Origin of the sequence: Comamonas sp. MYb69 (assembly GCF_037479315.1) — a bacterium.
Classification (GTDB): Bacteria; Pseudomonadota; Gammaproteobacteria; order Burkholderiales; family Burkholderiaceae_C; genus Comamonas.
Genome location: NZ_JBBGZG010000009.1, coordinates 17,069 through 38,245 on the forward strand (window position 1 = coordinate 17,069; position 21,177 = coordinate 38,245).

Sequence of the window (21,177 nt, forward strand, 5' to 3'; positions counted from 1 at the left end):
TCGATGCAAGAGGGGTGCTGAACGCTGCAAAACGGGCTCCAGATCATGGCCGCAAGGCTTGCGGTGATGCGAGCCCTTGCGGTGATTAACGCTTAGCGCTGCGCCTGGGTCGCAAACCAGCGGCGTGCCAGGCGATCCCAGAACGTGGCGCCCAGGGCGATGTTGTTGTCGTTGAAATCATAGCCGGGGTTGTGCAGCCCAACGCCGGGCTGGCCATCGGCGCCGTTGCCGATCCAGCCATAGGCACCGGGTACTTCTTCAAGCATGAAGCCAAAGTCCTCGGCCGTCATCGCCGGCAGCACATCGGTGTGGGCGTTGGTGTTGCCGACCATCTCGCGCATCACCTCGCCCATGAAGAGCGCCTCCTTGCGGTGGTTGGTGGTGTTGGGGTAGCCGGGTTTGATGATCACTTCGGCGCTGGCAAAATGCGCCTCGGCGATGTGGCCGGAGACCCGGTGCAGGCCGTCGATCAGGAACTGCTGCGAGGCCAGCGTCAGGTTGCGGCAGGTGCCGTAGATGCGCGCCTCATCCGGGATGATGTTCTCCACCGTGCCCGACTCGATCTTGCCCACGGTCAGCACCGCCGCATCCAAGGGATCGGTGCCGCGCGAGACCAGGGTCTGCAGCTGGCCGACGATGGAGCAGGCCACCGGGATCGGGTCCACCGTGGTGTGGGGCAGTGCCGCATGGCCGCCCCGGCCGCGCACCACAATCTCAAAGCGAAGGGCAGCTGCCATGATGGGCCCCACGCGCACCCCCATCTGGCCCTGCGGCAGCGCGGGCCAGTTGTGCAATGCAAACACGGCCTGGCAGGGGAACTGGGTAAACAGGCCGTCCTGCATCATCGCGCGGGCGCCGGCGCCGCCTTCTTCACCGGGTTGAAAGATCAGGTGCACCGTGCCATCGAAGTCACGCTGGCCAGCGAGCAGCTCGGCCGCGCCCATCACCATCGTCGTGTGGCCGTCGTGGCCGCAGGCATGCATGCGGCCCGGGTACTGGCTGATGTGGCCAAACTGGTTGGTCTCCTGCACCGGCAGCGCATCCATGTCGGCGCGGATGCCGATGGCAGGCCCGGGGTTGGCGGCATCGCGCCCCTGGCCGTAGATGCTGGCCACAATGCCGGTGGTGCCCAGGCCCCGCACCATGGGGATGCCCAGCGCCGTCAGATAGGCTGCGATCTTGTCGGCGGTGCGGTTTTCTTCGTACTTCAGCTCCGGGTGCATGTGCAGATCGCGGCGAAATGCGGTGAGCTGGTTGATGTTGGGGGCGTTGTCTTGGTCGAGGTACATGGTTTCTCTCTCGTGTCGGTGCAGGCGGCCACGGACCGCCATGCCGGAACTGCAAGCCTACCATTGTCCTCCTGTCTGCCCGGCGTGTCTGCGCGACAGTGCCTGGTGGGAAGCTCTGGGCGGGAAGCTCCGGGCGGGAAGCTCTGAGCGGGAAGCTCCGGGCCGCCCCTTTATGCCGCGCGGGTGCCAGAGGCCACGGCGCCCGGCTGCGACAACCTGCGGTCCGCCAGCAAGGCCGCCACATTGAGCAGTGCCAGCACCGTGCCGGCGATGCAGGCACCCGTCCAGCCGCCGTGGTGCCAGGCCCAGGCACCGATGGCCGAGCCAGCCGATGCGCCGATAAAGTAGCCCGTCATATAGCAGGCATTGATGCGCGAGCGCGCCTCGGGTGCCAGGCGGTAGATGACGTTCTGGTTGCAGATGTGGGTGCCTTGCAGCGCCAGCTCGATCACCAGCATGCCGACGATGAACAGGAACACCGAATGCTGGCTGTACCACAGCAGCGCCCAGTTGACGACCAGCAGCAGCACCGAGAAGGCGGTGGTCGGGCGCTCCAGGCCCTTGTCGACCAGGCGGCCTGCGGCGTTGGCCATCAAGGCGCCGGCCACACCCGACAGGCCAATGAGGCCGATCGATGAGTCACTCAGCCCGTGCTCGGGGCCGCCGAGCATCAGGGCCATCGTCGAGAACAGCACGCTGACCGATGCAAAGGCCAGGCCCCCCAGCAAGGTGCGGGTGCGCAGGCGGGGCTGCGTGCGAATCAAGGTGGCCATGCTGCCCAGCACTTGGCCATAGGGCAGGCGTGCGCCGCTGTGCGCTACTTTTGGCAGCACCCGGTAGAGCGCCAGCGCCACCAGCACCATCGCGATACCGCCCGCCCTGTAGACCAGGCTCCAGCCGCCCACGGCCGACAGGAGTCCGGCGACGGTGCGCGAGAGCAAAATGCCGGTGAGCAGGCCGCTCATCACCAGGCCGACGGCGCGGCCGCTCGACTCACGCGGGGCCAGGCTGGCGGCCATCGGCACCAGCACCTGGGCGGCGACCGAGAACAGACCCGTCACCAAGGTGCCCAGCACCAGGGCCGTGAACGGCGAGGGCATCAGGCCTGCAAAGCCGCTGACCAGCAGGCCAATCGCAGCGAGCAGCATCAGGCCCACGGTCAGCTTGCGGCGCTCGAGCATATCGCCCAGCGGCACCAGAAACAGCAGGCCAATCGCATACGACACCTGTGCGCAGGTCACCAGGATGCCGGCCGTGCTCTCGCTCACCTGCAGCGCATGGGCGATGGAGTTGAGCAGCGGTTGGTTGAAGTAATTGGCGCCGGCGCAGAGGCCGCAGGCTGTGGCCATCAGCAGCAAGACGGCAGGGCTGAGCGTTGCAGCAGGCGCTGCCGAGGAGGGTGCGGCGGGAGAAGATGTTGTTTGTTTATTTTTCACGGGGCGAGTGTGCGCGCATCCGAAAAACAATGTGCACCCTTGGTCTTGGCGCAGCTGCTAGGCTTGCCGCGACCAGGCCGGGTTGCGCAGCAGCGCCTGCCATTGCTGCAGGCTGGGGTGAGAGTCCGACTCGGACATGCCGAGTGTGGGTTCTGCGTTCGACAAGCGCAATCCGCTTTCAATATGCAAGGGGGCCTGCGTATAGGGGTGCTGCAGCGACAGCGACCAGGCATGCAGCCACAGCCGCTGCAGGCCCAGGCGCTCGGCCCACCAGCGGTTCAGCGGGCCCTTGCCATGCGTGGCATCGCCAATGATGGGGTGGGCGATGTGCTTGAGGTGGCGGCGGATCTGGTGGCGGCGCCCGGTGTGGGGCTCGGCCTGCACCAAGGACAGGCGCGTGCCGGCAAAGCGGTTGTCGTAGGCCTCGGCGTGCTCCAGCGTCGCCAGGCGCGCAAAGCGGGTTTGGGCCGGCTGGGCGGGCGCGTCTTGCGGGGCATCGTCGGGGCGCAGCGCGTGGTCAACATCCGCTTGCAGCGGTGCCCAGCCGCGCACCAGGGCCAGGTAGCGTTTGTGCAGCTGGTGGTTTTCAAATTGCATGCGCGTGCGGCTGGCGGCCTCGGCATGCAGCGCCAGCAGCAGCACGCCGCAGGTGCCTTTGTCGAGCCGGTGCAGCGGAAACACATGCTGGCCGATCTGGTCGCGCAAGGTCTGCACGATAAAGCGGGTCTCGCCTGCATCCAGGCCCGTGCGGTGCACCAGCCAGCCGGCGGGCTTGTAGATGGCCACCAGGTGCTCGTCGCGCCACAGCAGGGGCAGGGGGCAGTCCTGCGCATGGGTATGCGCAACAGCAGGGTCGATGGCGAAAGACATGGGTGGGCGAGCTGGTGAAACGATGGTGCTGGGGTGCGTAGCTATGGATTTTATAGTGATCGTGCCTCAAGACCTCTTGGGCCACAGCCTGAACAACAGCATGCCCGCCAGCATGGCCGCGCTGAAGATCGCTGCGGAACCCAAGCCCGTTGCCGTACCCACCAGCGCAGGGCCGGGGCAGTAGCCGGCCAGGCCCCAGCCGATGCCAAACAGCGCCGAGCCGATCAGCAGCGGTGCATCGACCGCCTGGCGTGCAGGCAGCTGCATGGGCTCGCCCAGCAGGCTGCGGCTGCGCCGGCGGGCCAGTGCAAAACCGGGCAGACCCAGCGCTATCGCGCCGCCCATCACCAGGGCCAACGACGGGTCCCAGGCACCGGCCAGATCGAGAAAAGCCAGCACCTTTTGCGGATCGGCCATGCCGGACACCAGCAGACCCAGGCCAAAGACCAGGCCAGCGAGGGCTGCGATCAGGATAGTCATCGTTCTCTCCTTACAACACGTGGCGCAGCACAAACACGGTCGCAAAACCGCTGGCCATAAAAACCAAGGTGGCCACCAGGGAGCGCAGCGACAGGCGCGAGAGCCCGCAGACGCCATGGCCACTGGTGCAGCCCGAGCCCAGGCGCGTGCCTATCCCCACGAGCAGGCCGGCCAGCACCAACAGCGGCCAGGCTGCAGGGCTGCTGGTCGCTGGCAAGGGCGCAAAAAGCTGGTAGAGCCAAGGGGCCGCCAGCAAGCCAGCCACAAAGGCCAGCCGCCAGGCGCCGGGTTGTGGGCGCGGCGGCAGCAGCGCCGCCACGATGCCGCTGATGCCCGCAATGCGGCCATTGAACAGCACCAGCAGCACGGCAGCCAGACCGATCAAGGCACCGCCTGCGAGGGCGGCCAGGGGCGTAAAGGCAGACAGATCGAGCGACATGGGCGGCTTTCTTGGCGTGAGCGATGCGGTGGGGTTTCAGGCTGCCGGGCAGTACTGGGCGTAGAGCGTCTGCAACAGCGCCAGCAGGCGCGCATCGGCCACCTGGTAGAAGATGTTCTTGCCCTCGCGCCGGGTGCTGACCGCGTTTTCGCGCCGCAACACGGCGAGCTGCTGCGACAAGGTGGGCTGTGCAATGCCCAGCTGCGCCTCCATATCGCCGACGCAGCATTCGCCTTGGCTCAGGAGGCAGAGCAGCAGCAAGCGGTCCTCATTGCCCAGCAGCTTGAGGGCAGAGACGGCATGGTGCGCTGCCTCGCGCATGGCTTCGGGCGAAGGGGAGGCCTTGGTTTTTGCAGACATGGACAGAAGGCTTGGACGCAGCAGGCTTGCCGAAAAGGATGGTTTTTATTATATTGAAAGATATATTGTTTTGTGTGAATGTGTTTTAACCATGCGCTCTGCCCCTTCTTTTGGCGTTCAGGCATTTTTTGACGAGGTAACCGGCACCGTCAGCTATGTGCTGCACGATGTGGCCAGCCGCGAGGCGGCCGTCATCGACCCGGTCTGGGACTTTGATGCCAAGAGCGGCCGCACGAGTACCGCATCGGCCCAGCGCATCGCTGATTACCTGGATGCCGAGCAGCTGACGCTGCGCTGGGTGCTGGAGACCCATGCCCATGCAGACCACCTGTCTGCCGCCCAGTGGCTGCGCACGCAGATGCCCGCAGGCGCGGTGCGCATTGCCGCACCGGTGGTGATTGGCCAACAGATCACGCAGGTACAAAAAGTCTTTGGCGGCATCTACGGCATGGAGGGCTGCATTGCGCCGCAGGGCGCGGACTTTGACTGCCTGCTGCGCGATGGCGATGTGCTGGCGCTGGGCGCCACCCGCATCCGCGCGCTGGGTGTCCCCGGCCACACGCCGGCGGACCTGGCCTATGCGGTGGAAGAGGGCGGTGCTGCGGCAGGCATGGTGGCCGCCATTTTTGTCGGCGACACCTTGTTCATGCCCGATGTGGGCACAGCGCGCTGTGATTTCCCTGGCGGCGATGCCCATGCGCTCTACCGCTCGATTGGCCGGCTGCTGGCGCACCCGCCAGAGACGCTGCTCTATGTCTGTCACGATTACCCGCCAGCCGGCCGCGCTGCCGCCTGGTGCAGCACGGTGGCCGAGCAGCGTGCGCACAATATCCATGTGCACGAGGGGGTGGACGAGGCCGCGTTTGTTGTGATGCGCGAGGCGCGCGATGCAACGCTGGCGATGCCGCAGCTGATGCTGCCCTCGGTGCAGGTCAATATCCGCGCCGGGCGCCTGCCCGATGCCGATGGGCAGGGCCGGCGTTTTCTCAAGCTGCCAGTCGATGCGCTCTGAGGGAGCGTTGAGGTTTGGTCTTAGCGGCCCGCAGACTGGTGCTGCGCATCTTCGAAGCGGTTCACCTTCCACAGGCTGGGAAAGAGCCGCGTCCACAAGGCCACCACGGCCAGTGAGCACAGGCCGCCCGCCACCGCTGCGGGCACGGCGCCCAGCAAGGCGGCGCTGCTGCCGGCGCGGAATTCGCCCAGCTCATTGGACGAGCCGATGAACAGCATATTGACGGCATTGACGCGGCCGCGCATGTTGTCGGGCGTGGCAAATTGCAGCAGCGAGCCGCGCACATAGACGCTGACCATGTCGGCCGCGCCGGCGACGGCCAGCGCCAGGCAGGACAGCCACAGCCAGTGCGACAGCGAGAACACCAGGTTGGCAATGCCAAACACGGCCACGGCCAGCATCATGCGCCGGCCCACCTGGGTGCCAAAGGGGCGGCTGCTGAGGTAGAGGCCGGCACAAACTTCGCCCATCGCCATGGCGCTGCGCAGCAGGCCCAGGCCTTCTGGCCCGGTGTGCAGCACCTCATGGGCATAGATGGGCAGCAGCGCCACCACGCCGCCCAGCAGCACGGCAAACAGATCGAGCGAGATGGTGCCCAGCACCATGGGGCGGCCAAAGATAAAGCGGATGCCGGCGCCAAAGCGCTGCCAGATCGTGTCGCGCGCGGCGCCCGGCTCGGCAGCGGCCTTGGGCGCTGCATACAGCACCTTCACGCGCAGCAGCAGCGCGGTGCCAATCGCAAAGGCCAGCATGCAGACCGCATAGGTCCACACGGCCCCGCCAGCGGCGTACAAAAAGCCGCCCAGCATCGGCGCGCCAATGGCCGAGCAGCGCATCACCACGCTGTTGGTGGCAATGGCCTTGGGCAGCAGCGCCATCGGCACCAGCTGCGGCAGCAGGCTTTGCAGCGATGGGCCCGAGAAGGCGCGCGTGGCGCCATACAGCACCAGCACCGCATAGATGCCTGCGACCCCGGCATGGCCATGGCCCGACAGCCACAGCAGCAGCGCGCTGCAGACACTGCCCAGCGCCCAGCTGGTGGCCAGCACCTTCTTGCGTGGCAGCCGGTCGATCAACTCGCCCGCAGGCAAGAGCAGCAAGAGCATCGGGATGAACTGGGCCAGGCCCACAAAGGCCAGCGCCATGGGGTTGCGCGTCAAGTCATAGACCTGCCAGGCGACGACCACGGCCTGGATCTGGGTGGCACCCACGGCAAAGACGCGCGCGATCAGAAAAACGAGAAAGCCGCTTTGCTGGTCGCGCAGCAGCGGCGGAGGGGCGGAGTGGGTGGTCGCTGGCATGGGGTGGGGTGCAGCCTGCGCTGGTGCAGCTGCTGCAACCGCTGGATGGTTGTAGGTGTTTGTGGCGCCATTCTGCCATGCCTGCTCAACTCTTATATAAGAGTTGGGCTTATCCATGCGGCAAGCAGGGCATGCCCAAAAGTGGGGCATGTGCACAACGGCGCTGCGATGCGCGCATTGCGCCAATGTGGGCTGCAAAAACCAAACCCCCAGTCACCGCTGTGGGGCGACTGGGGGTTGCTGGTTTGGATTGAGCTTGAGGCCTCTAACTTGCTGTAGCTGCGAGCTGGCCAGACCTCCATCTCAGCGGAGTAAGCGGGCGCTGTCAGCAGCACCCGCCTGCACCATCAAGGGGCCTTGGCGGTCTCGACCGTCAAATCCAGCACATAGGCGTAGCGCGAGGCGTCCGCTGGCGGATTGGCAATGGTGTAACGCTTCACGCGCAGCACATTGCTGTAGCCGGGCTCATGCTGGTAGCCTTCGATATTGCCGTAGAAATGCTGCCAGTCGCCGGCCACGGTCTTGCGGCCATTGCTGTCATAGCGCAGCTCACGCACCTGCAGGCATTGCACGCCCTTGGCCACGCCGTGGCTGCAAGGCTTGGTCTGGGGGCCTACTTCATAGAACATGGTCTCCCCGGCGCTGCCGTACTTGGTGGCGTTGGTGGGCACCGACTTCAGCAGCCATCGGCTGCCATCGTTGAACTGCAAGGTCAGGCGTGGGGCGTTGCTGTCCTGCGTGATGCGCAGGCTCTCGGCGCGCGTGATCTGTGCGCTCACTGCCTGCTCGAGCTGCATCAGTGGGGGCTCACACGCCATCATCGTGCCAATCGGGTTGCTGATGCTGATCTTGTCGCCATCGAGCTGGTAGCCCGCGCCCATCACATTGCAGAGGTTGCCGATGCTCACGCGGTGTGCTGTCTTGGCATCGCCGCTGAAGCCCAGGCGCAGCACCTTCTTGGGGGCCAGTGCGGTGAAGGCGGGCAGCGGACGGCCGGACTGGTCTTCGGCGCGTTCCAGATCCCAGTGGTAGGCCTGCAAGGTCTTGTCGGTGGCAGATACGTTCATGGCGGGTGCGGTGCTGCCTGCAGCTGGTGCCGCAGGGGTGGACGATGGGGTGCTGCTGCAGGCGGCCAGGGCCATCGCAGCGGCTGCGCTGAGGCTCATCAGTTTCCAACGTTGCATATGAATTTTTTCCTTGTTCGAGGCAGCGCACAGGCGCGCGCTGCGGTGGGTGAAAGCAAACCTAGAACGTTTTTACGATCTCAGCTTGCCATCCTAGGGGCTGCCGGCCGGCGCTGGTGTAGGCCAAGCTTGGCGCTTGGCAGCCCGCTCCATGGGCGCTGCCGCAGCAGCGTTTGCCTAAAACTTAGGCGCATGAAAATTATTGAAGCAAGTCAAAGGCTTGCCATCTTGTCCAGAGCCTTGTCCACATGCTGACCCACAGATATCTGGGATAACCACAGGCGCGCTATCAGGCGCTGAGGAAGAGGGCAGGGTCAACCATGCTGCGGTTGAGCATCACGCCCCAATGCAGATGCGGGCCCGTGACCCGTCCGGTGGCGCCGACCTTGCCGATCACTTCGCCAGCGCGCACGCTCTGGCCTACCGTCACCTGGGTCGCGCTCAGGTGGCAGTACATCGTCAGAAAGCCGCCACCATGGTCCATCCAGATGGTGTGGCCGTTGAAGAAGTAGTCACCCACATCGATGATCTTGCCATCGGCCGGTGCCTTGACCGGCGTGCCGGTGGGGGCTGCGATGTCCATGCCGCTGTGCGGATTGCGTGACTGGCCATTGAAGACGCGGCGCAGCCCGAAGGAGCTCGAGCGCCGGCCGGGCACCGGCACGGGCAGCTGCATCTGCGCGGGCAGCGGTGTGCTGAAAGTGGCCATCACCGTTTGTTGATGGTCACGTTCGCGTTCATAGCGGGCATTGTCGGCGGCAGACAGATCGACCGTCTTGGGGGCGACCTTGAGGCGCTGCTCGCTGTATTTCTTGTCAAGCACCGTGTAGGCGATGCTGCGTGGGCCACTGGCCGTTTGCAGCCGGATCTCTGCGGCGCCGGTGGGGGCCGACAGCGGTATGCCGACCAGCGCCGTCCATTCGATGGCGTCGCCCATCACCAGCAGCGGTATATCGCCTGCAAAGGCCTGGGGCCGCTCGGCCGCCGGGCCCAGCGACAGGCGCGCTACGCCACCGGGAACGCGCGCGTCAGCAGGCCAGCCATCGGTGGCCGCCGCCTGCGCGCCGTGCAGCCAGGGCAGCAGCAAAAGGCCGCTGCCGGCCTGCAGCAAAAGGCGGCGCTGCAGGCCTGGGGAGTCGGTACGGCTGGCAGGGTCTGGCATGGACATGGGGGTTGGGCAGGGAGGTTGAATGTGCTTTTAAAAGCATAGCGCGTTGTGCTTTTCCATCCTGGGTAAATGCCGCGCATAATATGCAAAATTTGGTAAACCAGTGCAGCGCTGCTGGTGCTGGGGAATGCGGCTGGTAGCATGCCTCTTTGCCCCACGCGCCGGGCGTGCTATACAGGCGTTGGCTGACATGCTGCGCCGGCCATATCCATTACAGTGGTGCGGCTGGGCCTGCATCTCTGTCATCCAGGTCATCATGTTGTTTCGGGAGTTCGTTTCGTTCATGTTGGGCAAGCATTCAGATCTATTTTTACTGGCTGCATCCACCCGCTGCGCACCGCATCGCTCATGGGCGGGTTGGTCCTTGGTGGCAGCCTTGGCGCTGTCTGTATCGGGTTGCGGCAGCCTGGACCGCGAGGCCGACAGCCACCGCTACAACGTTGTGGCCCATGAGACCTTTGGATCGTCTGCCACCTATTCACGCCTGTTTGATGCGCCGCCGGAGCGCGCTTGCGAGGCCGCACGCCGCGCGCTGCTGAGCCAGGGCTATCTGATCAATGTCTCCAAGGGCAAAGAGGTCGAAGGCCAAAAGAGCTTCCAGCCAGCGACGGACAACCACCAGATCATCACCATCCGCGTCGTCTGCGCTGCCGACAGCAAGGACGGCAAGGTGACCCTGGGCTTTGTCTCTGCACTCAAGGACACCTACAACCTCAAGAAGAGCAGCAACTCGGCCAGTGTTGGTGTGGGCGCGCTGGGTTCACTGTCGCTGCCGTTTTCTGCCGGCAATGATTCCATGGTCAAGGTGGGCAGCGAGACGGTGAGCTCGGCCACCTTCTACGACAGCTTCTTTGACCTGATCAAATCCTACCTGCGCCAGGACGATGAACTGCGCCAGCAAAGCCTGACCGGCGACGAAGAATTCGTCGAGTAATACGGCGCAGCGGCCTGGTCACCAGGTCGCCCAAGCCGCAACAGAAAAGCCCGCCATCGTGAAGATGACGGGCTTGTTTTTTGCCCGTGGCCAGTAGACTGACCACGCAGGCTCTTGCAACTTAGGGCATCGCGGACAGCAGACCCATCATCCCGTTCTGGTCCAGCGGCTTGCCATTGGCCTGCAGCTTGCCGTCAGTCCATTGCAGCTCGCTGGCCACGCGGTCCTTGTTGTCCACCAGCAGGCCCGCTTGCACGAGGCCCGCCAGGCGCGCATCCACATCCTGCTGCACGGCGCTGTCGATCTGCTTGGCATCGATGTCGTCCGCGCCTTCGTTCTCCAGCAGATAGGCTTCGCGCACCTTGCTGGCGTAGAGCGACTGCAGCACGGGCTTGGGCATGTCCAGGCGCAGCAGCGCCTTGAAGTCCATCATCGGGTTGAGCGGCTTGCCAGCATCGCCCTGGTAGGCCAGCGATGCCGCCACCTCGGCCGTGCCTTCGGCGGTGCGCCAGCTGATGCGCTTGACTGCCAGCTCGGGCTTGCGCGCCAGCAGCTGCTGCATGCCCTGCATCAGCAGCATCTGCATGGCCTGCGGATCGCCCTGGATCTTTTGCGACTCCTTGGTGAACTGGTTGAGCCAGCCGGCATCGAGGTTGTGCAGGCCCAGGTCCATCACCATGTCGTCGATCTTGTGGTCCTTTTGCACAAAGGATTTGATCGACGCGTTGATCGTGGTGTTGACCACCTCCCCTTGCAGCTGGGTGTCGGCCACCATTTTCAGGTCGGCGAGTTCAGCGGGGCTGTCACCGTTTTTGGGGCTGACCTTGAGGCTGGCAAGCGCCCACTCGATGCTGCCCACCATGAACTCCTGGCCCGTGGGCTGGCGCATGTCAAAGCGCATGGTGTTGCCACTCATCAGCATCTCGGAGGCCTGGCCGTCGTCTTCTTCACCGGGCTTGCTTTGCACCAGCAGGCTGGGCATCGATGCATCGCCCTTGATGCGGCTGAAATCGGAAGACATCTCGAAGTCCGACTTAAAGCCGCCAAAGGCGAGCTTGTCCGCGCCAAATTCGCCATTGAACGCCGGCGATGTCACCTCGTTCTGGGTGCTCTTGGACCAGCCCACCTTGCTCTTCCAGACCAGAGGCGCCTTGTCCTTGAAGGCCACCACCCACTCGGGCGGTGCATCGGGGTTGATCGCAAAGGTGGAGACGATTTCTGCCAGGTGCGCAATCGGCAGCGGGCCGTGGCTGATGGCGTGCTGGGCGGTGAACTGCAGCTTTTCTTCACCGGTGTCCACCGTCCACAGCGTTTGCGCGGTCGACGAGAAAATGCCCTTCTGGTAGTCCTGCACCTGCACCAGCAGCGGCGGCTTGCTCCACTCCTTGGCGGCGGTCGCAAAACCTTGCTCGATGTTGTTGCCTACCAGGTAGCCTGTGGTGGCGCCGCCTGCGGCCAGCACGGCCACGGCTGCGGCAATGCCGATGCCTAGTTTTTTCATGTGTTTTCCCCTCTGTGGTTTGAAACCGTATGGACGCAGCTTGTGGTGTGCTTGGGTGCCGCGCCTTGCGTGGAGCCCGCATTGTAGAGGGCGGGCTGCAAAATCAGCAATGCGGTGCCCAGGCGCTATGTGACCAGGTGTAGCAGGCTTTTTAGGGTTGGCTGCGGACAGTCTCTGTACATGGCAGGCAGATAAAAAACGGGCCGCAAGCGGCCTGTGGGTTGGCAAGCAGCGGGGGCGCTTACTGGCCCATGACAATGCCTTCGCGGCGCGGATCGGCACCGCCAAACCACCAGGATTTACCATGCGCCTCGCCGCGTGAGATCGCCTGCAGGCCGCTGGTCAGGTTTTGCTCTTTCACCTCGGCGCCACGGGCCTGCAAGGCTTGCACGGTGGCGGCGGGGAACCGCTTTTCCTCCAGCACGGTGGGGCCGTTGAGGCTGCCAAAGTTGGGCAGGTTGATGGCCTGCTGCGGCATCAGGCCCCAGTTGAGCATGCCGTACAAGGTCTTGGTGGTGTAGTGGATGATCCAGGCGCCGCCGGGGCTGCCGGCGCTGATCACCAGGCGGTCGGTGGCCTTGTCGAACACCAGGGTAGGCGCCATCGACGAGCGCGGGCGCTTGCCGGGCTCGACCCGGTTGGCGATGGGCTGGCCCTGCGCATCGCGCGGCGCCAGGCTGAAATCGGTCAGCTCGTTGTTCAGCAGGAAGCCGCCAGCCAGACCGCGACCGGTGTTGACCATCTGGCGCGAACCGAACTGGTCTTCGATCGTTGTGGTCATCGCAATCGCATTGCCGTAGCGGTCCACGATGCTGATATGGCTGGTGCCGTATTCCTGCTGGTAGGGCTGGCTGGCGTAAGCCATCTGCACGCTGCCTGGCCGCCCGGGTTGGGCTTGCTGCAGGCTGCGCGCGCCAATCAGGCGGGCGCGCTGGGCCAGGTAATCGGGCCTAAGCATGCTCGACCAATCCCCTGCCGGCGCGCCGACAAAGGCCGGGTCGGCCACATACTGGTTGCGGTCGGCAAAGGCCAGGCGCGAGGCCTCGGCATAGAGGTGCAGCCAGTCGGCGCTGGGCAGGCCATCGGCGCCCAGGCCCATTTGCCCCGCTGGCGTGTTGGCCAGGATGCCCAGGATCTGCGCCACCGCAATGCCGCCCGAGCTGGGTGGCGGAAAGCCGCACAGCCGGTAGCTGCGGGTCGACGCCGGTTGGCTGGCAGGAGCACCCGCAGCGCTGGGCGAGTAATCGCTGCACAGTGCCTGGCGCTTGACCGGCTGGTAGGCCGCCAAGTCGGCCATGCTGAGCTTGCCGGGGTTGCTGGCATGGCCTTGCACCTTGCGCACCATGGCCTCGGCCACCGGGCCTTCCAGCAGCGCCTTGGAGCCGTGCTGGGCGATGCCCTGCAGCACGGCGGCGTATTCGGGGTTCTTCAGCAGATGGCCTACGGGCCAGGGCTTGCCGTTGGAATCGAGAAAGTAGCCGCTGGCAACCGGATCCTGGCCCAGAAATTTCTCCTGGGCAGTCAGGGCGTTCAGACGCGCACTGACCTTGAAGCCATCGGTGGCCAGGCGAATGGCCGGCTCGAACAAGCTGGCCCAGGGCAGTTTGCCGTGTTCCTTGTGCGCCATCTCCAGCATGCGGATGGCGCCGGGCACGCCTACCGAGCGGCCGCCCACCACCGCATCATGGAAGGCCATGGGCTTGCCGTCACGCATGAACAGGTTCTCGTCAGCGGCCATCGGCGCCACCTCGCGGCCGTCATAGGCCTCGACCTGGCTGCCTTGGGCATGCAGCAAAAAGGCGCCACCACCGATGCCGCTCGATTGCGGCTCGACCAAGCCCAGCACCAGTTGCACGGCAATGGCCGCATCGATGGCCGAGCCGCCTGCTTGCAGCACCTGGTAGCCGGCATCGGTGGCCAAGGGGTTGGCAGCGGCAACCGCGTATTGCTCGGTGGCCCAGCCGGGCTTGTCGGTCCAGCCGGAGCTGCCTTCGGGCTGGTCAGACGCAGCCGGGGGCTGGTACTGCAGCTGGGGCTGGCTGCTGCAGGCGGCCAGCAAGGCTGCCGTGGCCACTGTTGCCAGAGACAGCGACCAGCGGCTGGCCGTGGCGCGGGAAGGCGGCAGATGCGGGCGGCGGGTGCGGGACCCCGGGGACAGTCGTGGCATGGCGATCTCCTTGTTGTGGCGGCAATGTCTGGCATGCTAACCGCTTTGCCGCGACAGGCGTAGCGGACAGCGCCGCAAGGGCGTTGCAGAATGTTGGGCGCTCGGATTAAGGGATCGCAGCCAGGATCAAGCCCATTGCGGCCCCGCCACCTGGTCCTCCACCACAAAGCGGGCCAAGGTGTGGGCGGCACTGTCCGCATACTGCGGCTGGTTGACCACGCGCAGCTGGGTGGTCCAAAGCTTGGGGGTGATATCGCACAGCCCATAGCCGCGTTCATCGCAGCGGGCCAGCAAGACATGGGGGTTGCGGGCCACGATGGCATCGACCCGGGCCTGGGTGGTGCCCGAGTGCGAGCTGATCGAGGTGCCACAGAATTCGCTGGCCAGCACGCGTTCTGGAGTAGCGCTCTCCTGATCCTGGATGCGGCAGACATAGTTCTGGTGGATGTCGCCGCCCAGCAGCACGGTGTTGCGCACCTGCGCTTGCTCCATAGCGCGCAGCAGCCGCTGGCGGGCGGCGGGGTAGCCATTCCAGGTATCGGCGCTGGTGCGGCCGTTGGGAAAGTGGCGAGGCGCAAACAGCGTTTGCTGGCAGATGATGCTCCAGCGCCGGCTCCCGGGCATAGCCGCGCTGTTGCCTGCCAGCTGCGCTGCCAGCCAGCGCTCCTGGCTCCAGCCCAGAAAGCTGCGGCTGTTGCGCGCCAGGTCGGGGCAGTCTGCCCCCTTGACGGAGGCCGGGCTTTTTTCGGTGACTGCGCGGCAGGCCTGGGCATCGCGGTACTGGCGTGCATCCAGCACCCACATCGCGGCCAAGGCGCCCCAGCTTTGTTGGCGGTAGAGCGGCGTGTGGACCGGGGGCAGGGCCAGGCCACCCTGTTTGCAGGCGACTGAGGCGCGCAGCGGCATGTTCTCGTAAAACGCCTGGTAGGCGGCCATGCGCTTGGCGACAAAGGCCTGGACCTGGCCCACGCCATCGTCGCCGACATAGTTGTCTTCAACCTCATGGTCGTCCCAGGTCACCAGCCAGGGGCAGTGCGCATGCATGGCCTGCAGGTCCGGGTCGCTCTTGTGCAGCGCATAGCGGTCGCGGTAGTCCTGCAGGCTGACGGCATGGGAGAGCGGCTGCAGGCGCGCGAGCTGGCTGCGCTGTTGCTTGGCAGCGGATGCGGGAGAGGCGTATTCGTAGATGTAGTCGCCCAGAAAGACGACCAGGTCGGGATCGTCCTCGCGCGCATGGCGCCAGGCGGCGTAGTAGCCATGCTCCCAGCGCTGGCAGGAGGCATAGACCAGGCGCAACCGGGCCACCGCCGCACCAGCGGCTGGCGCGGTGCGGGTGCGGCCTGTGGCGCTGGTCTGGCCCTGGCAGTGAAAGCGGTAGTAGTACCAGCGGTCGGCCTCCAGCCCCTGGGCCAGCACATGCACGCTGTGGCCGCCGTCCGGGCTGGCCAGGGCCTCGCCCTGGCGCAGGATCTGGCGGAACTGCGCATCCTGGGCTAGCTCCCAGTGCACGGCCACTGGACGCAGCAAGGGCGCGCTGGCGCTGGGCAGCAGCCGCGTCCACAGCACCACGCTGCTGGCATCGGGCTCGCCACTGGCCACGCCCAGGCCAAACAGCTGCTCCGAGACCGGCCAGGGGGCCATGGCCAGCGGCGCATCGCTGCCTGCCTGCGCGATGGCCGGCAGCTGGGCAGCCAGGCCCAGCGCGCCCAGACCTTGCAGCCATTGGCGCCGGTTGGGGTGCTGGGCCAGCGTTTGGGCCAGATCCTGGTTCAGATTTTGAAGCAGGTCTTGGTCCAGGGGGCCGGGTAGGGGGTGTTGCGGCATGGTGCGACGGGGTGGATCGCCCAGCATAGCGCTGGTGCAGATCCGCAGTGTGCCGCACAGCTACCTCTGCGACAGCGGGCAACGTGGGCCATGGCAGGGCATAAAAAATGTCCGATGTCAAGTTTTTTGCAGGCACCCGGAAAGGTTTGAAACCTCAAATAGAACAGCAAGTTAGCTCTCTTTCGCACCACTTGATGAGGTTGCAGCACTGTGGGCTAGGAGCCACATAAGAGCGACGAGAGAGAAAACGAGGTCGCGCTGCGTCGAACGCAGCGATTCACCGAAAGCTGGCTTGACGAGCTGAGTAGCCCATGTGGCACACCCAAAAGAAAGCGCGGCCTGACCGCGCTTTCTTTTTGAGTCCATGTGGGGCGGTGCATCGTCATCCTGGCTTAGAGCCGGAGGCCTGGGCCTTATCGCCCCGCCTGAATCCTCGATCCCCGGCCATGAACGCCTCCAGCATGTGCGGGATCAGCGTTGCGGCATCCACCGCTTCGCCATATGCCTGCGCGTGCAGCTTGGCGTAACGGTCGAGGTCGGCTTTCAGGCTGGCCGGGCACACGAAGGTCAGCTTTGTGGACTCCAGCCGGGGCAGCGGCCCCAGGCGGAGTTTTTTCGTCGTGCTCATTGCATTCCTCCACGCTGAAGGAACAAAGGCTGGTACGGGCGGAGCACGAGGTCGCGGTTGGCGACGATCCGCACCGGCAACCCCGGCCGCGCCGTAAGTGTCGGCTGGACATTCAGATTGCGCCGAGTCAGCTCCTGGCCCACCTGATTGATGCTGTCTTGCGCGCTGTCGCGCCCGGCGATCACGACGCGGTTACCGTCCTGCCGGTTCTCGGGCGCGGCCAGTTCGGCCCCGACGCCCAGCAAGGTGGTCAACGCCGCGCCCGCCAGGATACGGCCCCAGTGTCGATCCACGTCATCCTCCAGCCCGGCATAGCCGGCCGGGTCGGTGCCAACCAGGTTGTCAAGCGTCAGTGAGGACGTGTCCGGCAGGATGATGCGGCTCCACACCATCTGCACGCGGCTCTGCCCGAAGCTCACCTGGCTGTTGTAGCGCCCGAGGATGCGCGAGCCCTGCGGGATCAACAGGAAGCGCCCGGTGGCCGTGTCGTAGACCGGCTCCGTCACCGTGGCGATCACGTCGCCCAGCAGGTCGGATTTGATGCCCGTGACCAGTGCTGCCGAGATTACCGTCCCGGCCATCACCTGATACGGCGAAGCCGGCAGCTGAAGATTCCCGGAATTACGGGTTTCCTTGGAGCCGCTTTTGAGGAAAGCCTCTTTCTGGTCTTGGCGGTTTTGGTCGGCAGGCTGGGCCGCCGTCGAGGCAGGCCCGGCTGCCATCGGGTCAAAGCCCGCCATGGCGGATGCAGGGCCTGCCGCCACCGCTTGCGCGGCGGCTGGCGCCTTGCCCTGCTGGCCCGAGCGGAAGAATACCGACGAAGCCGCCGCCGCCTCAGATTCCTTGCGCAAGGCATCCTCGGGATCATGGCCCGGCGGCATGTAGGTGGGCTGCTGCGCCGCGACAATGGCCGGCCCCAGGTCGCCCGGCAGCGGCGGCCCCAGCTCGGGTGCCTTCGGCAGCTTGGAGTAGTCGGACGGCAGCCCATCCAGCCCTTCGGACTTCGACACGCGATCCACGTTGTACAGCTCGTTCTGCTCTCCCGCGCCACGTCGTTGCGGCTGCAGTGACCAGATCGTGGCCCCAAGCACGGCAATCGACAAGCCGCCGGTGAAGATGGCCAGCGTGCGCCGGTTCAGGCGCGTGACCATGCGCGGCTGGGCACGCAGCGCCACTGCCTCCGGTGCCACCTTGTCCACAGCAGGCGGGGCAAGATCAGGGGAATCATCGTCGTGCATGGTCATTTCCCCCTCACGCCATCGGTGCGCTCAATCCGCACCACATCGCTCTTGGCTCCACCCAGGCGCAGTTCGGCCGCTCCGAACAAGCGATCCACGATGTAGTACGGCGAGCGGAAACGGTAGTTCACCAGTTGTCCATCCCCCTGGGCACCGATCACAAACAGCGGCGGCAACTCGCCTTGCGCGATGCCCGGCGGAAACTGGATGTAGACCTTCTGCCCGTCATCGAAGGCGCGCACCGGCTTCCAGGGCGGATTGCTGCCGCTGATGGCGTAGCGGAAACGGATCTTCTCCAGCGACAAGCCAGACTCCACGGGTGCGGCGGCGCTGGCCGCCTGCGCCTGGCGCTGCAAAGCCAGCATTTTGTCCTTCGGGTACTCCCATGAGACAGACGCCATCCATGTCTTCTCGGTCGAGGTCAGCTCCAGCAAATACGTCCTGCGGCTGGTCGTGATGACGAGATTGGTCTTGAGCCCTGAGCGGATCGGCTTGACCATCACATTGACCCGCAGTGCATCGCCGCTGCCGCTGGATGTGTCGCCCACGATCCAGCGCACCGTGTCGCCGGCAGCCACCGTCACCAGTTCCTCCCCGGGCTGCAAGGCAACCACAGTCACGCGGCCCACGGCCGCATAGACCTGGTACAGCGCACCATCGGTGAAGGGCCAGACCTGGATGGCGTTCACATACCCTTCGCGTGTGGGTGCGATACGCGCCTCGGCATTGGCACGGGTCACGCGCAATTTCTCGTCGGGCGATTCCGGTGTGGCCTTGGCGTCACCGGCCAGCGGCTTCATCTGACCGGGCAGCGCGAGCGGCTCGGGCACAGTCACGACTTCCACTGGTTTCGGCGCCTCAGGCAGCGCCTGAGCCTGCACCGGCTCATCGAGCGTGATGGATGGCGGCGGCGTGCCTTGCGTGGCACAGCCCGCAAACAGGATCGTTGATGCCAGCAAGATCACTGGCAATGCGGATTTACGGAAATGTGCATTCATGGTTTGGCTCCTTCGTTTCTTTCCAGTTCGCGGCTCCAAGACAGACCGTTGACGTAGATGCCCAAGGGGTTCTTGCGCACGCGCTGCTCGGTGCGCGGGGTTTGCAGCACCGTGGAGATCACCGCGTTCCAGCGCTCGGTGCGATCCAGTGCCCCGTTCACAAAGCGCGTTTCCGTCCAGCGCACGTTGAAAGATGAGTCGCTGGCGCGGGTCACGCTGGACACCTGCACCGTCACCGACTCCTTGCCGATGCGCGCGAACAGGTCATTGGTGCGGGCGTACTCGTTGAGCACCACGGCACCCTTGTCGGTGGTGTAGTCATAGGCATCGAGCCAGTTCTGCCGCACCACGATGGGGTCGATGGACAGGCCGCGCACCAGCCCGATGAAGCGGCTCAGGTGGTAGGCCACCTGAGCATCGCTGGGCTGGTATGGCGTGGCGGCTTCGCCCACGGCACGCACCTGGCCCGACTGGTCCACCTCGATGACGTAAGGCGTGACGATGGACTGCGCAGAACGCCAGACCAGGCCACCAGCCATCAGCAGCGCGAGCGCGAGGCAGCCGAATGCCATCAAGCGCCAGTTCTTCGCCTGCACACGCGGCGAGCCGATGCGCTCGTCCCACACCTGGCCTGCGGCTTGGTACGGAGTGGTGGGCTGCGGTGTGTCGGCGTAGCGCACCTGGGGTCTTTTGAATCGCATGGGGTTCTCCTTGAGATTGGGGATCGAGGGCCGTCAGTCGTCCCGCAGGCTCGGCCCCTGGCTGGAGCCGCCGCCGTCTCCTCCGCGCATCGTGTGGGCGACAGTGGTCGCGGCATGGGTAAGTTGCTGCTTGCGGTGCATCCGCTTGGCCCAGGCCGGTTGCTCCTGGGGTTGGGCGGCTGCAGCTGCGCCGCTTTCGGCTGTCTCGGATACACCGGAGGCCGCATGGCCGGAGGCAGCAGCACCTGGGCCGCCTTCTCGGAAAGCCCCCGCCACACGCTCCTTCATCGAGCGCGCACCGTCGGCCGCCTTCTGTCCGGCCGCCTGCGCGCCAGTTCTGGCGACGTTGCCCACGCCTGCCGCTGCCCCCTTGAAGCCGCCGCCCGCCGCGGCGGAGCCGGCGTCGAACGCCGACTTCGCACTACCTGCCGCCGAGGCGACGGAACGGGCTGCGCCGGGCACCAGGCGTGCACCGGCGGCGACGGCGCTGCCGGCGCCCGCTGCTGCAGCGCCCACGGTGACAGCGGCACCTGCTGCGCCGACAGCTGCCCCTGCCATCGCGCCTGCGCCCAATTGCGGCGCACCGGACACCAGCCCCGTGGCGATGCCGGGACCGAAGATGCCCAAAGCGAGCATGGCGAGCGAGGCCAGCATGATGACCAGCGCATGGTCGATGGATGGCTCGGCCCCCGCCGGCAGATTGAACTCGGCGAACAAACCCGTACCGATGCCAACGATCACTGCCAGCACTAGCACCTTGATGCCCGAGGACACTACATTGCCCAACACCTTCTCGGCCAGGAATGCTGTCTTGTTCCACAAAGCAAACGGCACCAGAACGAAGCCCGCGAGCGTGGTCAGCTTGAACTCGATCAACGTCACGAAAAGCTGCACCGCCAACACGAAGAAGCACAGGAGGACGATGAACCAGGCCAGGAGCAGCACCACGATGGTGTCCAGGTGGACGAACACCTCGGGAAAGCCCGCCATCCGGCTGATCTGCTCCATGATCGGCCGCCCGGCTTCGATGCCCACCTGTGCCAGCCGTCCGGGCTGCAGCAGTTGCGCCTGGCTCAGGCTCGACCCGGAGGCCGTCAGGCCCAGCCCGGCGAAGGAGCGAAACACGATGCCCGCCAGGTTATTGAAGTTGCCGATGATGTAGGCAAAGGCCCCCACATACAGCACCTTGCGCAGCAGCTTGGCGATCACGTCCTCACCCTGGCCGCTGGCATGGCCCATCGCCCAGAACAGGCCCGCCAACGTCATATCGATGACGATCAGCGTGGCGGTGAGGAAGGCCACCTCGCCCTGCAACAGTCCAAACCCTGAGTCGATGTAGCGCGAGAACGTGTCGAGGAAGCGGTCGATGACGGAAATATCGTTCATGGCGCGCTCCTCGGCTGGACGGGATCATTCGCATATGGCGAAGGCATCGGGCGCATGAAGCGCTTGCGCATGGCATCGGCCACTGCCATGCACTGCGCTTCACCGACCCGCGCGCGATCCACGCGGCACTCGGCTTTCAGCGCCTTCAGGCGCTCGGGGTTCTCGGCCAGCGACTCGGCCGACTCCATAGGCGCCGGCTTGCCGCAAGCGACCAACATCAGTGCGAAGGCACCGGCTACGAACAAGAGATTGCTGCGCATG

20 protein-coding genes are annotated in these 21,177 nt (G+C 65.5%); 2 read left to right on the forward strand and 18 right to left on the reverse strand.

Annotated elements, in window-relative coordinates; genetic code table 11:
- Nucleotides 1-92: 92 nt before the first annotated feature.
- The 6 genes from WH303_RS13635 to WH303_RS13660 form a co-directional block, all read right to left on the reverse strand.
- Entirely contained in the window at nucleotides 93-1,289 is a 1,197-nt protein-coding gene (locus WH303_RS13635; protein ID WP_021027320.1) for a M20 aminoacylase family protein, read from the reverse strand.
- A 170-nt stretch (nucleotides 1,290-1,459) separates the two neighbouring features.
- Nucleotides 1,460-2,638 (reverse strand): MFS transporter, encoded by a 1,179-nt coding sequence (locus WH303_RS13640; protein ID WP_339519351.1) that lies wholly within the window; start codon nucleotides 2,636-2,638, stop codon nucleotides 1,460-1,462.
- A gap of 144 nt (nucleotides 2,639-2,782) precedes the next feature.
- Nucleotides 2,783-3,595, reverse strand: a complete 813-nt coding sequence (locus WH303_RS13645; protein WP_339519132.1) for a pseudouridine synthase — start codon at nucleotides 3,593-3,595, stop codon at nucleotides 2,783-2,785.
- Between the two features lie 66 nt (nucleotides 3,596-3,661).
- The gene (locus tag WH303_RS13650; RefSeq protein WP_339519133.1) at nucleotides 3,662-4,075 is read right to left on the reverse strand and encodes a DUF6691 family protein; all 414 of its coding nucleotides are present in this window, start codon (nucleotides 4,073-4,075) and stop codon (nucleotides 3,662-3,664) included.
- Nucleotides 4,076-4,085: 10 nt separating this feature from the next.
- The gene (locus WH303_RS13655) at nucleotides 4,086-4,514 is read right to left on the reverse strand and encodes a YeeE/YedE family protein (RefSeq protein WP_339519135.1); all 429 of its coding nucleotides are present in this window, start codon (nucleotides 4,512-4,514) and stop codon (nucleotides 4,086-4,088) included.
- 36 nt (nucleotides 4,515-4,550) lie between these two features.
- Nucleotides 4,551-4,874 carry an ArsR/SmtB family transcription factor gene (locus WH303_RS13660; protein WP_339519136.1) on the reverse strand — a complete coding sequence of 108 codons (324 nt, stop codon included), beginning with the start codon at nucleotides 4,872-4,874 and terminating at the stop codon, nucleotides 4,551-4,553.
- A gap of 91 nt (nucleotides 4,875-4,965) precedes the next feature.
- On the opposite strand from WH303_RS13660, the gene WH303_RS13665 reads away from it, so the two are divergent.
- The gene (locus tag WH303_RS13665) at nucleotides 4,966-5,886 is read left to right on the forward strand and encodes an MBL fold metallo-hydrolase (RefSeq protein WP_339519137.1); all 921 of its coding nucleotides are present in this window, start codon (nucleotides 4,966-4,968) and stop codon (nucleotides 5,884-5,886) included.
- Between the two features lie 20 nt (nucleotides 5,887-5,906).
- Here WH303_RS13665 and WH303_RS13670 read toward each other — a convergent pair whose 3' ends face one another.
- From WH303_RS13670 to WH303_RS13680, 3 genes are all read right to left on the reverse strand, one after another.
- Nucleotides 5,907-7,187: an MFS transporter gene (locus WH303_RS13670; RefSeq protein WP_021027326.1), complete on the reverse strand. Its 1,281-nt coding sequence runs from the start codon at nucleotides 7,185-7,187 to the stop codon at nucleotides 5,907-5,909.
- A gap of 347 nt (nucleotides 7,188-7,534) precedes the next feature.
- Nucleotides 7,535-8,371, reverse strand: a complete 837-nt coding sequence (locus tag WH303_RS13675) for an META and DUF4377 domain-containing protein (RefSeq protein ID WP_339519138.1) — start codon at nucleotides 8,369-8,371, stop codon at nucleotides 7,535-7,537.
- Between the two features lie 289 nt (nucleotides 8,372-8,660).
- A complete protein-coding gene (locus WH303_RS13680) occupies nucleotides 8,661-9,533 on the reverse strand; it encodes a peptidoglycan DD-metalloendopeptidase family protein (RefSeq protein ID WP_339519352.1) in 873 nt (290 codons plus the stop codon).
- 382 nt (nucleotides 9,534-9,915) lie between these two features.
- Here WH303_RS13680 and WH303_RS13685 point away from each other — a divergent pair, with 382 nt between their 5' ends.
- Nucleotides 9,916-10,473, forward strand: a complete 558-nt coding sequence (locus WH303_RS13685; RefSeq protein WP_312986736.1) for a DUF2242 domain-containing protein — start codon at nucleotides 9,916-9,918, stop codon at nucleotides 10,471-10,473.
- A gap of 121 nt (nucleotides 10,474-10,594) precedes the next feature.
- Here the strand turns inward: WH303_RS13685 and WH303_RS13690 are convergent, their stop codons facing one another.
- From WH303_RS13690 to WH303_RS13730, 9 genes are all read right to left on the reverse strand, one after another.
- Nucleotides 10,595-11,974, reverse strand: coding sequence for a YdgA family protein (locus tag WH303_RS13690; protein ID WP_339519139.1), 1,380 nt, complete (start codon nucleotides 11,972-11,974; stop codon nucleotides 10,595-10,597).
- 241 nt (nucleotides 11,975-12,215) lie between these two features.
- Nucleotides 12,216-14,141 (reverse strand): gamma-glutamyltransferase family protein, encoded by a 1,926-nt coding sequence (locus WH303_RS13695; RefSeq protein ID WP_339519141.1) that lies wholly within the window; start codon nucleotides 14,139-14,141, stop codon nucleotides 12,216-12,218.
- A gap of 126 nt (nucleotides 14,142-14,267) precedes the next feature.
- Nucleotides 14,268-15,965 (reverse strand): alkaline phosphatase D family protein, encoded by a 1,698-nt coding sequence (locus WH303_RS13700; RefSeq protein ID WP_445228287.1) that lies wholly within the window; start codon nucleotides 15,963-15,965, stop codon nucleotides 14,268-14,270.
- 382 nt (nucleotides 15,966-16,347) lie between these two features.
- The gene (locus WH303_RS13705; protein ID WP_339519142.1) at nucleotides 16,348-16,593 is read right to left on the reverse strand and encodes a DUF2274 domain-containing protein; all 246 of its coding nucleotides are present in this window, start codon (nucleotides 16,591-16,593) and stop codon (nucleotides 16,348-16,350) included.
- Nucleotides 16,590-17,831: a TrbI/VirB10 family protein gene (locus WH303_RS13710; RefSeq protein WP_339519144.1), complete on the reverse strand. Its 1,242-nt coding sequence runs from the start codon at nucleotides 17,829-17,831 to the stop codon at nucleotides 16,590-16,592. The genes WH303_RS13705 and WH303_RS13710 overlap by 4 nt, the downstream gene beginning before the upstream one ends.
- 2 nt (nucleotides 17,832-17,833) lie before the next feature.
- Nucleotides 17,834-18,829 (reverse strand): P-type conjugative transfer protein TrbG, encoded by a 996-nt coding sequence (gene trbG, locus WH303_RS13715; RefSeq protein ID WP_339519145.1) that lies wholly within the window; start codon nucleotides 18,827-18,829, stop codon nucleotides 17,834-17,836.
- On the reverse strand, nucleotides 18,826-19,530 hold the full coding sequence (trbF, locus tag WH303_RS13720) for a conjugal transfer protein TrbF (protein ID WP_339519147.1): 705 nt from the start codon (nucleotides 19,528-19,530) through the stop codon (nucleotides 18,826-18,828). The genes trbG and trbF overlap by 4 nt, the downstream gene beginning before the upstream one ends.
- A gap of 33 nt (nucleotides 19,531-19,563) precedes the next feature.
- Nucleotides 19,564-20,916 carry a P-type conjugative transfer protein TrbL gene (gene trbL, locus WH303_RS13725; protein ID WP_339519148.1) on the reverse strand — a complete coding sequence of 451 codons (1,353 nt, stop codon included), beginning with the start codon at nucleotides 20,914-20,916 and terminating at the stop codon, nucleotides 19,564-19,566.
- Nucleotides 20,913-21,176 carry an entry exclusion lipoprotein TrbK gene (locus tag WH303_RS13730; RefSeq protein WP_339519150.1) on the reverse strand — a complete coding sequence of 88 codons (264 nt, stop codon included), beginning with the start codon at nucleotides 21,174-21,176 and terminating at the stop codon, nucleotides 20,913-20,915. Before WH303_RS13730 ends, trbL begins: the two co-directional genes overlap by 4 nt.
- Nucleotide 21,177: the final 1 nt, after the last annotated feature.